This window comes from Metabacillus sp. 22489, assembly GCF_052044855.1.
Lineage (GTDB): Bacteria > Bacillota > Bacilli > Bacillales > Bacillaceae > Metabacillus > Metabacillus niabensis.
In genome coordinates this window covers 1-13,425 of the sequence record NZ_JBQENT010000075.1, presented here as the reverse complement: position 1 = coordinate 13,425, position 13,425 = coordinate 1, and the positions used below count along the sequence as shown (strand labels likewise).

Sequence of the window (13,425 nt, the reverse complement as noted above, 5' to 3'; positions counted from 1 at the left end):
CGGAATTGATGAGGGGAAGCAGGAAAAGAAATAGCCCTCCTGTCTGGCTTAGTAAGGTGGAACACCCTGAAAACCGAGGACAAGAAGGCAATATCTAATTCCTGTTTTCTACTCTACAAGACATTTTCAATGAGGAGGAAAAACAATTACCAGAGTGAATATGTAAGTCTGTTTTATATGGCATGACTGGTTACGTAAGAGAATTTTATTATCAAATCTGGATACCTTAAAATTAGAGTTATTCAAGACGAGGTGAATTATTTATGACATCAAGGCAGCACATATTATTTAATCTAACTATGACTACTATTTCATGGTTATCGTTAATATTTCTAGGTAAGCGTAACATCAAACGATATTTTATCGCTAGTACTCTAATAGGTATTTTTGAAATGATAAATCATTTATATGGACACCAACGTAAGTGGTGGAAGTTTTACGATAAGCCAAAATCATTATTTAGAAATGAATTTTCTTTTGATTATGGTCCCTACATACCTATGTCAATGTGGATACTTAAATTTTCATATGGGAATTTTAAAAAGTTTGCGTTACTTAATGCTTTTTTAGATGGACTCTTTGTGTTTCTATTCGTCCCTGTTCTAAAAAAAATTAAAATTGTTCGTTTACATCGGTTAAACTATTTTCAATTCTTTATTTATATACATTACAAAGCGTATATTTTGTATGGAATACAGTACTTGTTTGAAAAGGTACGGTATTCTTGATAAGTAAATTGAAAAGCTTTTTCAACTAATCGTTAGCTTTAGTTAATACACAGTCAATACAGTGTTCTTTTTAAGAAAACCAACTCAAATCTAAAAGCTCCAAGGAGTGATACCTTGGAGCTTTATTAATACTTATGTTTAGCTTGGGACATCGATCGCTTTGAACATCTGTCGTACCGATCCAAGATGGTAGGCGGAGTGAGCGAGCGCTCCTAACAGACCATTCGATGTCTGTTCATCTAAGGAGTCAAGTGAATCAATCTTTTTTAGTAGTGTTGTGTATTCTTGTTGAAGTTCGTCAATATATTGAGCCCATGTGATTTTATCAACGTTTGTGATTTTCCATGATGCTCCCCAGTCCTTACTAGGTTCTTCTCCATTTAAGTAGGAATTCGCAACCCATAAGTAATACCGAGTATGATCTGTTTGTGCGGCGATTGTCGTACCATTGACAGGTATTGAAGCAGCTTCTGCCGATATCTTTTCAAGTGTTCCAAATAAACCACTACCAGGCTTTGCTTCTGTGTACCAGCTTGCGTTTTCTTCAGGTCCCTCATATGTTTCCTTCAACAATGTTCTAACAGCTACCAACATCGGATTGTCCATCATAGTACCTCCTGAATTTGTATTTAACCATCAAAACTAGTTTAGATGGTTAAATTATATCTGAGTTGTTTCTAACCGTCAATATGTATTATGATAGTTATAGTAAAGGAGCTTTAATTATGTCGGAAATGAACTCTTATATGATGGTCGGAGAACGTTTGTGTATGGATTTTATCAATACCGTTAGTTGGCGGGAAAGTGCTGAGAAAAGGCGGGATTGGTTTACGAGTTACGACAAATTGGTCGACTGGTGCATCCAGGCTGAAATCTTGACCGAACAACAAGCAAAAGCCCTTCTTTTAAAGGCGCAGGAGAAACCGTCTGAAGCGGGAGAAGTTCTGAAGCAGGCAATCGAAATGCGGGAGGTTATGTATCGAATCTTCAAGTCCATTTCAAAGGCAACATCGCCACATCCGCTAGACCTGGAACGTTTCAATGATTCTGTAAGCCACTTCTATCAAACATTGCGTGTAATCCATGAAAAGGATCATTACACGTTGAAGTTCATGAATACCGAGGAAAACTTGGACATTATGCTTTCGCCGATTTTGCAATCCGCTGTTGATTTACTCGTTTCTAAAAACGACCTGGAACGAGTCAAACAATGTGAGGGAGACTCTTGTGGATGGTTATTCTTCGATACGAGCCGGAACCGGAGTCGTCGCTGGTGTTCAATGGCCGATTGCGGCAATCGTGCTAAAGCACGCCGGTTTTACCAAAAAGAAAAGTGACCATACTCGATCACTTCCACTCTATACCGTAACAAAATTGAATTGGAAATTAGACAAAAGCCAGGCAGCAGCTTGGCTTTTTAATTTATTGGAGAGGAGCACTATAAGAGGAGTCACACATTGTTAGCAAAATCAGCACAGGCAGGAGCTTAGCTGAGCATGGGGACTGTTTTGGAATAATCATGAGTCCCTGTAAGGCTTTGTGGAACTGGACCGTACCATATGATTTTCTAAAATGATTTAATAAATAAACAGTTTGATTTATTTTTGGTATAGTAAAGATAAAGATTGTTTAATAATGCAACAGAAGGTGATGTTAAGTGAAGGCTTTGGCGATTGCTCCTTATGAGGGGTTAAAAGAATTAATTATAGAATTAGGACGTAATCAAGATTTTGAGATACATGTGGAGGTTGGTGATTTAGAAAAAGGGGTTGAACTCGCTAGTCGAGCGGCAGATCAGGGGTTTGATATTATCATTAGCCGTGGGGGAACTGCTGAACTCATCCAAAGGAAAGTATCCATTCCTGTTATTGAAATTGAGGTTTCCGGATATGATATGCTCCGTGTGTTAACCCTTGTTAGAGATTATCCTGGTAAGGCAGCGATTGTCGGCTTTCAACCAATATCGGAAGGAGCAGCAACCGTTAGTCAATTACTAGAAATTGATATTTCCCACTTTGTTATTTCAAAGGAGGAGGAAGTAACTCCAACATTAAAGCAGTTGCTTGAAAAGGGATATGAGGTCATTATTGGTGATGTCATAACTGTCAAGGAAGCAGAAAACCTTGGATTAAATGGAGTATTAATTACTTCGGGAAAAGAAAGCATCCTAAAAGCTTTTCAAAATGCTAAAAAAATGCACAATTATTTTTCCATACTTAGAAGTAAATTACTGATTGCACAACAAATTCTTCAAGAGGAAGAAGAGGGCATTGTGGTGTTTGATACAACATTCAATAGTGTCTACTCCAATACATGCTTCACTGAACAATTATATAAAACCTTTAAGGCTTCAATCAAAATCGAAGAGGCAGTGACAGAAGTTATTTCAAAAGGCGAATATACATCTTTAATTGAAAACAACAATGTCTTTTGGAAGGTAAAGGGGACCAAATTACAAGGGTTTGAAACATCATTAGTTTTATTTCGCTTACAAAGAGTGGAATCAAATCCAAAAAGGCTTTCCAATGGTATAAAGATTATTTCTTCACTCATGAATTCCAGCCCAATCAAAGCTTCTTTTATAAAAAGCAACCTGATGAAAATCGTTTTACAATCAGCCGAAAGATATAGTGAAAAAGAAGAATCGATCTGGATCAGCGGCGAAAAAGGAACAGGGAAGGAAAAATTAGCTCATTATATCCATTATTGCAGCTCCAAACGATCTTTTCCCCTAATGACAATTAATTGTTCTCTTTTAACGGCAGAACAGTGGAACTTGTTGTTAAGTGAAGAAGAAGGCCTGCTTGCCTCTAATGAGAATGGAACAATTTTTCTAAAAAATATCGATTCCATTGCTTTATCCAACCAGAAGGAATTGCTGTCCTTTCTTATAAAGAATCATCCAAAGTCCCGCATTATTGCATCATCATGTGAAAATATTTTGACGATGATTGAAAACGGTGCCTTTTTATATGATTTGTATTATCTGCTAGCCCAATTGACCTTAAGTCTCCCGCCGTTATCAAAGCGAAAGGAAGATATTGATCATATTGCTCGTATTTTTATTAATGAATCGAATACAAAATACGGGAAACAAATAGCCGGGATTCGGAATGAAGCCATTGAGGAGTTAGAGAATTATAGCTGGCCGGGAAACATAACCCAATTGAAACAAGTGATAAATGAAACTGTGCTGTTAGCAAATGGACCTTTTATTGAAAAAGGAGATATCAATTATATTTTAAAGACAAAGTTAAAGGAAACGGATATGTCTCACCTCGATTTGACGGGTACTCTAGAGGAAATCGAACAGAGAATCATCAGGCAGGTTTGGCTGGAAGAAGGTATGAATCAAACGAAAACGGCTGAAAGGCTAGGGATTAACCGCACCACTTTATGGAGAAAATTAAAGGAACTGTAGATAAAAACACCAAAACTGTTGCGAAATTAAACAGTTTTGGTGTTTTTAATTATTTTATTAAATATACTAGTTGTAAAAATAAACATTATATTCTATAATTCAACATGTAAGCGATATTATAACTGTTTAAAAAGTAAACACTTAAATTGGAAAGGTGTAACGATATGGAACTAAAAGGAATCATTCCAGCTATGTTGACTCCATTAACTATGGAGCAAAAAGTCAATGAATCTGTTACAAGACAATTAGCAAATCATTTGCTTGATTCAGGTGTACATGGACTTTTCATTCTTGGAACTAATGGGGAGTTTCACCTATTAAATACCGAGGAAAAATTAGAGGTTGCTAGGATTGTCATCGAGGAAGCAAATGGAAGAGTACCTGTAATCGTTGGTACAGGTGGTAATAGTACAGAAGAAACGATTGATTTATCACAAAAAATGGAGCAGCTGGGCGCGGATGCTTTATCCTTGATTACTCCGTTCTTTATATCACCATCACAAGAGGAAATGGCAGTTCATTTCGAAATGGTAGCAAAGAGTACTTCCCTGCCAGTTCTTTTATACAATATCCCGGCTAGAACAGGGGTTAATCTTGAGCCTGAAACCGTTGCACGACTAGCAAAAGTGCCCAATATTGTAGGAATCAAAGATAGCAGTGGGAGCTTTGCCAACATTGAGAATTACATTAATGCAACAAAGGGTGAAGATTTTTCTGTTTTTGCCGGTACAGATTCTTTGATTCTCCAAACCTTACAGGCAGGTGGAAAAGGAGCAGTTGCTGCAACAGCTAATATGATTCCTGATGTAGTGGTTGCAATTTACAACAAATGGTTAGAGGGGAATATAGAAGCGGCGGAGGAAAATCAGGTAAAATTACAGCCTCTTCGCGACACCTTTAAATACGGTACCTTGCCTTCTGTATTAAAGAAGGCGGTAGAACTTTATAGTGTTCCAGTAGGACCGCCAAAAATGCCTGTATCTGAGATATCAGGGGATGCGCTAGTAAAGGTCGCAGAAATGGTGGAATTGTATAAACAACAAAAAATATAGAGAGTTAAATAACGATAGGTAAATCCAATATAACGGAATTAGAAAGGTAGATGGAAATGCAAACAATTTATCAATTTCAAACCGCACAGAATATTGTAGCAGGACCAAATTCACTCCAGTTGCTTGGAGAAAAATTGAATTTACTAGGAGTGGAGGTAACATCTGCGCTGATTATTACACAGCCGCCGATGGTGGATTTGGGCTTTGTTGAAAAAATAGTTAGTCAATTGGCGGCAAAAGGAATTTTAGTTGATATTAATACGAACATTCTGCCAGAACCTACATTAGAGAACATTGAACAAGTATTTGAAGCAACTTCAAGTAAGAATTATGATGTATTGATCGGGATCGGTGGGGGAAGTGTTCTTGATACGACAAAAATTCTCTCTGTATTAAAAACAAACAATGCTTCGGTTGAACAGCTTTTGGGAACTGACCTTGTGGCAAAAGCTGGGGTCCCAACGATTTTGATTCCAACCACTTCCGGAACCGGTGCAGAGGTTACGCCAAATGCAATTGTCACCCTGCCTGACCAAGAATTAAAGGTTGGTATTGTAAGTAAGTATTTACTTCCAACCCTTGTTATTCTTGATCCTGTTCTTACATTAAAATTACCTAAGCCAATTACGGCTGCAACAGGGATGGATGCCTTTACCCATTCGTTAGAATCCTTTATTTCAACAAAAGCAAATCCGATCAGTGATATGTTTGCGTTAGAGTCAATTCGGTTAATCTCCTCGAGTATTGTGGAAGCATATCAAAATGGAGAATCGATCGAGGCAAGAGAAAAAATGCTAGTAGGGTCTATGTATGGTGGGATGGCATTAACAAGTGCAGGAACAGCAGCCGTACATGCTCTCGCCTATCCTTTAGGAGGAAAGTATAAAATTCCACATGGTGTGGCAAATTCTATGCTCCTTCCACATGTCATGAAATTCAATATGGATGCGATAACAGACCGATTGGCATTAGTTGCTGAACCTATGGGAATCAGCGTTCAAGCTCTTTCCAATAGCCAACTGGCAGAAAAAGTTGTGGAGAAAATCATTGAGTGGACCAATGTGTTGGAAATCCCTCAAGATCTTAAAAACTATGGTGTTAAAGAAGAAGAATTACCGGAAATTTCTGTGTCAGCCTCACAAGTCACCCGTTTATTAAATAATAATCCGAAAAAATTAAGTTTAGCAGATATTGAAGCGATTTATCGCCAGCTGCTATAATCCCAGATTATGAGAATATCAGTCATTTCGGATGATTTAACGGGGGCAAGTGATTGTGGAGGGCAGCTAGTCCGTTTTGGTTTAAACGTGTCCGTTGTAGTGCAGGAACATTCTGAAACAATTCATGACTATGACGCAGTTATTTACAATACAGATAGTCGCTCTGTTACCGGATATGAGGCTTACGAAAGAGTGAAAAAGGTATGTGAGACAATTAAATCACGACCAGTTGACTTGGTCTATAAAAAGATGGACTCGACCATGAGAGGGAATATTGGGGCGGAAATCAATGCGATCTATGATTCTTTTTCCCCGGATTTCGTGATTATTGCCCCAGCCTTTCCGGTAAACGGACGCAAAGTCATCAATGGGATTCATTATTTGAATCACGTTAAATTGGATCATACTGAGGTGGCAAATGATCCAAAAACACCTGTCAGGGATTCAGAGATTAAAAGATTAATAGAGAATCAATCGAAGCGGAAGGTAGAGCATATTACATTCCAAGAGATTCATCAAGGATATGAGACGTTCATGGACAAACTGGTTTCCTGTAAGAACAATAAAATCTCTTACATTACGGTTGATTCTGTTCAAGAGTCTGATTTGGAAAAGTTAGTGGAGTTGATTCACCAGACCGATTTTTCCGTCGTTTGGGTCGGTTCAGCTGGTTTAATGAATTATTTACCAGAGATTTACGGGATGAAACAAGTTCAAAAAACGCTTTCTCTGCCTATTCATCGTGAACCTGTTCTCTTAGTTGTTGGCAGTGTTAGTGAAGCAGGGAGGTTCCAGTTGCAGCATCTTTTGGACAATTCGGATACTGTTGGACTGGAAATAGATTCGGGAAAAGTTTTACAGGAAGATTTAAAGGCAATGGAATTAAGGCGAATCCTGTCTGGGGCTAAAGAGGCCTTTTTACAAGGGAAAAATGTAGTGTTATACTCTTCGAATAATGTGAATGAAACCCGTAAAATTGGCGAGAAACTGGGATATGATGCTGTTAAAATCAGTAATATCATTTCAATGGTATTAGGTGAATTTGCGGCAGAAATGGTCCGTGTTCATGATATAAACTATTTATTTTTAACTGGAGGAGATACTGCTCAGCAAGTTTTCCTTCAATTACATGCGAATGAATTTATTTTACTAGACGAAGTAGAATCAGGTGTCCCGCTTGGCCGGGTATCCACTGACAAAGAGTTATTTATTGTCACTAAGGCTGGGAACTTTGGCTCAAAAGAAGTCATGTTGAAAGCCGTTTATAAACTTCATGGGAGGGAATATGATGAAGCCGATTATAGGGATTACAATGGGCGATGCCGCAGGAGTGGGTCCTGAGATTATCGTGAAAGCCTTGGGCCATCAAGCTGTTTATGACATTTGCAGACCAGTTGTGATCGGTGATGCGTATGAGTAATAAATTAGTTATTAACGAGTTCATTCCAAATGGTAAATTATATCATGATGCTTATACAAATATTGATTTTTCCTTAATTCCATCTGGTCCCTTTCCAACCGCGCATGCACCAACCATTACTAAGTTAGACAATGGAGATTTATTATGTGCATGGTTTGCAGGTTCATTTGAAGGCAGTCCAGATATTTCAATTGTATTATCAAAATTTAATCATGAATCAGGGGAGTGGAACGAGCCGAAAATTGTCTCAAAGGATGATACGCGTAGTGAGCAAAACCCATCATTTTTCCACGCACCTGATAAATCAGTATGGTTAATATATACTTCTCAGGAAGGTCGACGACCAGATAAAGATAATATGCAGTTTACGTCAATTATTAAATATCAGAAAACATACGACAATGGTGAAAATTGGACTGAACCAGAAATATTATTTAGCCAGCCTGGTACATTTGCTCGACAAACTATTCAAGTTTTAAGTAATGGTAGATGGATATTTAGCACATGGGTCTGTGAAGATTCAGAATTAGGTCTTACAAACGATCCTACAGTATTTCAAGTATCAGATGATGAAGGACAAACATGGAAAGAAGTACGGATGCCTGAAAGTAACGGAAGGGTACATGCTAATGTCATAGAATTAGAAGCTGGTCATTTAGTGGCATTTATGAGAAGTAGATTTGCAGATTATATATATAGAAGTGAGTCAACGGATTATGGAGATACTTGGACAGTGCCTGAGCCAACAACTTTGCCGAATAATAATTCAAGTATAAGTGCAATCAAGCTGGATAACGATGCAATTGCGATTGCCTATAATGCAAACTCTGCTAATAATCCTGAAAAAGGTAAAGTAGCATGGCCTGGATTAAGAAACCCAGTAGTGGTTTCAGTGTCTGAAGATGGCGGAAATACTTGGCCAATCGGTCGAATTATTGAACACGCAGAAGGCTTCATTGGAGCAGAGAATAAAACGAATAATTCACAATTTGAATATCCTACTATTTATCAAGATGCAGAAGGACGTTTACATTTAGTATACGCATATAAGAATAGAATCTGTGTTAAATATAATAGTTTTTCTGTTGAAGATATATATGGTAAAAAACGCGAAAATGAAAGTGTTTACAATCCTACGTCTGGAGAAATAAGTTAAATATTAAGTTACCACATAATTAATTTGATAATTCATTCATAAAAACGGGCTTTAGACAGAAGCTTACCCAGCGATAAGAATAAGACCAATAATCGCCAGTATGAGTGTCCTTACTTGATGCAGTCTTCTGATGGAGCACTTAAAGGTGAGAACTATGTTCGCTTCACCGAGCAGAATGTGCAGGGGAAGAAAATAGAGTAGGACTTTATTACCCAGCAGGTGCTTAGGCTTACAGTCTACAAAATGATAGCGAAGTGTCATCACCTGACTGCTTTGAGATAAAACCAAATGAACTTGGTTTTGAAAGAGAGAGGAGAAACTAAAAATGACAATGCAGATGATTCTTGCCCTTGGTATCTTGATCTTGATGATTGTCATGATCATGTCAAATAAATTTGCCTTCGGCGCGCCACCAATCATAGCCTGTCTTCTGTTAGTAGTCACCGGTCTGTCTTCTGTTCAGGAGGCATTCGCAGGCTTCGTGAACCCAAGCGTTATCATGATCGCTGGCTTTATGGTTGTGATGGCGGGACTAATGAAGACTAGCTTGATGGGAAAGGTTCAGTCCTCTATGCTAGCCTTGGTAAATAAGGGCGGTTATAAGAGCTATGTTCTTTTGCTTGTGGTAGTTATGCTTGGTGCAAGTTTAGTAGGTGCCGGTTCCACTGGTTACTATGTACTGATTCTATCATTGATATCTACTATCCCTTACAATAAAAAAATGCCTACGTCCAAACTGATCATGCCTTTGGGGTTTGCTACTAACCACCCTTTGATTCCTTTCAATGTAGCACTCTTCTATGGTGTAACTGTCAGTGTACTAGAAACGGCAGGTTATACCGGCGGGCTGTCTATGTCGAAATTTGCTGTTGTGAATTTCATCCTAGGTCTTGGTTTCTTAATATGGAGTTTGGTTGCTTATCGTCTTCTACCGGATCATCCAATTAAGGAAGCTTCTGAATATGATGAGGTGGCGGTTACGAATGAGGTTGAGGCTTTGCCTGCATGGAAAGAGTACAGCATTATCGCTGCATTTATCGTCAGTGTTATCGGTATGATGCTTATGAGCGTGATAGGCAATGCAGCCTATGTAATCCCTGGTCTCACAGGAGCATTCTTACTAATCATCAACGTACTTGACTTCAAGGAAGTTCGAGATAATATGGGTGCACCTGTAATCCTTATGATGGCTGGTGTTATCGGGGTTGCTGACGCTCTGGCTAACTCCAAATTTACAGCTATGATCGGAGAGTCTGTGGCGAATTCATTGGGTACTAATATCAATCCATTTATGCTTATTTTCATCTTCGCACTTTTAACTAGTACATGTGCTACCTTTACTGGTTCAAATATGGGCTCTGTATACATCTTTGCGCCAATTGCTATTGCAACAAGCATTAGTTTGGGACTTAATCCTGCTGCTGCGGCAACAGCAGTTGTTATATCTGGATGGAACGGCGGATACATGCCGGTCGATGGTATGCCTGCTATGATTTTAGGTATGGGGAAATATAAGCTCCCAGAGTTCTGGTTGTTCTCGGTTCCTATGTACCTGTTCCGTATTTTGGCGCTATGTGTAGGTGCTATTATTATGTTTCCTGTAAACTGATAGAGATTAAGTGAGACAAATATATAGCTTCAAAATTTCATAGGGATAAAGACAAAAGGTGCGCTCTTATAAGGTACCTTTTGTCTTTATGAATTGTATATTTCTTTGTTTAGACTCAACAAGATCCTTTTATGAAAATATTCAAGAAGGCTAAGTGCTTGGCTTTACATTGAAAAATGACTCGAGTAATGCTGCTGTGCAGACAGTTGCAGTAGTTTTATAAAGGACATGATTAAATAGTAGAATTCAATAAGGGTAGTGATGAATTGAAAGGGCAGTGTAAATGCCAAGTTTACTCTTTAGAAAAAAGTGATCCACCCTCCGTATTCAAGAGAGTGGATTACATTATGAGCAATAGGTAATTTCGGAAATGCTTATTCCTCTGGATTTATTATTGCCAAAATCTGATGGTCCTCCCACCTTCCATTTATTTTTACATTCTTTTTAGAAATCCCTTCTTTTAGAAATCCTGCCTTTTCTAGAACTCTAATAGAGCTAATGTTATGGGGCATAACACCAGCTTCAATTCTATGTAATTTAAGAGTTGTGAATGCATAGTTCACAATTAGTTTTACGGCTTCTGTTGCATATCCTTTGCCATTATTATTTTTATCTAAACTATATCCGACTATTGCACTCTGCAAAGGCCCACGCAATATACGAAAAAGTCCAATTGTTCCTATAAGTTCATCATTTTCTATTTTAAAAATCCCAAAATTATATTCACTATCTACTTTTGCCCGCTCTATTTTTTGATTCATTAAGTCCTTTTGAAAATCTATCGTGTAATAGTCGGGGGAGCGTTTTATAGTAAATGTTTGAAAAAAATCTCGATTCTTTATTTCTAACTTAAGAAAGTCATTGGTGTCATGCAATTTAAGTACCCTAATATAAATATTTTGCGCTTTTAGCATATCCGTCCTCCATTAAATTTTTTGTAGTTTCAATAAAAAAATCTCCTTTTGCTAGTGCATTAAATCAGTAAATGGGGAAAGCTCCGTACAGTTAGTACGTTGATTTTTCTCTACATTTTGCTGATAATATAAAAATAAAGTATCCACTAACTGTATACTCAAGGAGAAAAATGAGAAAACAAAAATTATCTACCGGGGAAATTGCCCGTATTTGCAATATTAATAAAAAAACATTATTTTATTATGACAAAATAGATTTACTTAAGCCTGCAATAGTTGATTCTAATGGCTACCGATACTATACGACTGACCAAATAGATATTTTAAGTAAGATAAAAGCGTTACAGAGTGTGGGATTCACCTTATTAGAAATAAAAAAGCAGCTATCTGTGGAGGATATTTCAAAGGGGATTGCAACCTTACATGAACAAAAACAAAAGATCACGGAAAAAGTTAATGAATTAGTTAACGTAGAGAGTGCCTTGAGTCAGAAAATTCAAGAGTTAGAACATTATAAACGAATAGGAAACAACAGGGTTTTTATAAAGGATGATAATGAAGAATATATGTATTTAGATGAAACACCGTCACAAGAAGAAATAATAACGAACTATTTATTAGACGGTTACCATTCTGGAATTATTTTAAATGTTCAAGATAATTTAAATGAGAAAATGAAAATCACTAAATATCAAAAAGTGGAGAATTGGAAAGTAGCCAATTATAAAAAAGAAAAAGGAAAATATGTTGGAGTCTATTTTGTTACAGAAGAAAATAATATCATTGAAAATGCTAAGAAAGCTTTGTTACTAATAAAAAACAGCGGGTATTGTCCGAATGGACCTGCCTTTCTAAAGGATATCGCAACTGACTTTGTTAATTATCGAAATGGCAGGATACCTTTTCTCATTACAAGGAAATTAGAAGATTTTTAATTCCTCAGAAGACATTTTATTTAAGAACAAGCTGCCACAGAAGGCGGCTTTTTTATGTTGGTAATTGTTTTTTTTGTAAGGTAAAAGCAAGAAATTTTACTTAAACCATCGGGTAAGAGTTTATTAAGTATAGGTTTACCATTTTGAGTCCAATGATTTCAAATTCTTATTATGTGGCTTTGATAGTTGAAACAAAATTATGGGCACTTTAGACGTCGCTATCTCATACCTATCATTATTACAATCCAATTCCTCAGAACAATTAACGAAAGTCCAAATTTAGATTTAGAATTAGGCATATTTCTAAATACACTAATTTCCGCAGAGAATACAGCTTCACCAATGCTATCAATCTTAAATAACCTCAAACTTTCCTTTTTCAAGTACTGCTAATCCTTCATCATGTCCAATCCCGCTTACTTCAACAGACCATTATTTGATGTTTGTTAACTAGCAATTCATTGAAGGTTATAGTTTTATCTCTAGAGTTGTTTTTCCTATAGTTATAGTATAGAGATATGGAATTCTTAGTTCTTGCTCCAATCTTTTTCCTAATACGTGGAAAAAGGTTTAACTATTTTTTATGAAAGTAGGAATATGATATGAGGAAATTATTAAAAAAAGTAAGCATTGTTTTAATCGGAATTTCAATATTAAGTCTATTAGGATGTAGTGATTTAAATGAAGAAACAGCTAACGTCATTGAGGAAAAGTTATCCGAAAAATACAATGAATCCTTTGAAGTGAAATATTTAGGGGAACGATGGGGTACGAAAAGTAATGATACAGTGACGACATATGTGAAAGCAGTAGATTCTGACATAATGTTTACTGCCGTAATGGATAAATCATGGATCGTCAACACTAAACTAGACAATTTTTTTAAGGTGTTTTATTTTGAATTCAATTGGACTTAAATAATCTAGGGTTCCATGGATTCTAATATAGTTATACCAGTGAACATAGTCAT

Annotated in this window: 11 protein-coding genes and 1 pseudogene; 10 read left to right on the top strand and 2 right to left on the bottom strand. The window is 36.9% G+C overall.

Going from position 1 to position 13,425, the window contains the following annotated elements; translation table 11 throughout:
• Positions 1-866: 866 nt before the first annotated feature.
• Positions 867-1,334: a hypothetical protein gene (locus ACTJJ9_RS25235; protein ID WP_145584974.1), complete on the bottom strand. Its 468-nt coding sequence runs from the start codon at positions 1,332-1,334 to the stop codon at positions 867-869.
• 119 nt (positions 1,335-1,453) lie between these two features.
• Here ACTJJ9_RS25235 and ACTJJ9_RS25230 point away from each other — a divergent pair, with 119 nt between their 5' ends.
• The 8 genes and pseudogenes from ACTJJ9_RS25230 (at position 1,454) to ACTJJ9_RS25195 (ending at position 10,606) form a co-directional block, all read left to right on the top strand.
• Complete coding sequence (locus tag ACTJJ9_RS25230; protein ID WP_145584972.1) at positions 1,454-2,065, top strand: CGNR zinc finger domain-containing protein; 612 nt, start codon at positions 1,454-1,456, stop codon at positions 2,063-2,065.
• 320 nt (positions 2,066-2,385) lie between these two features.
• The gene (locus ACTJJ9_RS25225; protein ID WP_145584970.1) at positions 2,386-4,149 is read left to right on the top strand and encodes a sigma-54-dependent transcriptional regulator; all 1,764 of its coding nucleotides are present in this window, start codon (positions 2,386-2,388) and stop codon (positions 4,147-4,149) included.
• A 164-nt stretch (positions 4,150-4,313) separates the two neighbouring features.
• Entirely contained in the window at positions 4,314-5,201 is an 888-nt protein-coding gene (gene dapA, locus ACTJJ9_RS25220) for a 4-hydroxy-tetrahydrodipicolinate synthase (protein WP_145584968.1), read from the top strand.
• Positions 5,202-5,257: 56 nt separating this feature from the next.
• On the top strand, positions 5,258-6,421 hold the full coding sequence (locus ACTJJ9_RS25215; RefSeq protein WP_145584966.1) for an iron-containing alcohol dehydrogenase: 1,164 nt from the start codon (positions 5,258-5,260) through the stop codon (positions 6,419-6,421).
• A gap of 9 nt (positions 6,422-6,430) precedes the next feature.
• Positions 6,431-7,762 carry a four-carbon acid sugar kinase family protein gene (locus ACTJJ9_RS25210; RefSeq protein WP_145584964.1) on the top strand — a complete coding sequence of 444 codons (1,332 nt, stop codon included), beginning with the start codon at positions 6,431-6,433 and terminating at the stop codon, positions 7,760-7,762.
• A pseudogene (locus ACTJJ9_RS25205) lies at positions 7,707-7,832 on the top strand (4-hydroxythreonine-4-phosphate dehydrogenase PdxA); the annotation flags it as partial. The gene ACTJJ9_RS25210 and the pseudogene ACTJJ9_RS25205, both read left to right, overlap by 56 nt.
• A 1-nt stretch (position 7,833) precedes the next feature.
• Positions 7,834-8,997 carry a sialidase family protein gene (locus ACTJJ9_RS25200; RefSeq protein ID WP_145584960.1) on the top strand — a complete coding sequence of 388 codons (1,164 nt, stop codon included), beginning with the start codon at positions 7,834-7,836 and terminating at the stop codon, positions 8,995-8,997.
• A gap of 325 nt (positions 8,998-9,322) precedes the next feature.
• Entirely contained in the window at positions 9,323-10,606 is a 1,284-nt protein-coding gene (locus ACTJJ9_RS25195) for an SLC13 family permease (RefSeq protein WP_145584958.1), read from the top strand.
• 374 nt (positions 10,607-10,980) lie between these two features.
• Here the strand turns inward: ACTJJ9_RS25195 and ACTJJ9_RS25190 are convergent, their stop codons facing one another.
• Positions 10,981-11,520 carry a GNAT family N-acetyltransferase gene (locus ACTJJ9_RS25190; protein ID WP_145584955.1) on the bottom strand — a complete coding sequence of 180 codons (540 nt, stop codon included), beginning with the start codon at positions 11,518-11,520 and terminating at the stop codon, positions 10,981-10,983.
• Between the two features lie 170 nt (positions 11,521-11,690).
• Between ACTJJ9_RS25190 and ACTJJ9_RS25185 the strand changes: the two genes are divergently transcribed.
• Complete coding sequence (locus ACTJJ9_RS25185; RefSeq protein WP_145584953.1) at positions 11,691-12,455, top strand: MerR family transcriptional regulator; 765 nt, start codon at positions 11,691-11,693, stop codon at positions 12,453-12,455.
• 602 nt (positions 12,456-13,057) lie between these two features.
• The gene (locus ACTJJ9_RS25180) at positions 13,058-13,372 is read left to right on the top strand and encodes a hypothetical protein (protein ID WP_145584951.1); all 315 of its coding nucleotides are present in this window, start codon (positions 13,058-13,060) and stop codon (positions 13,370-13,372) included.
• Positions 13,373-13,425: the final 53 nt, after the last annotated feature.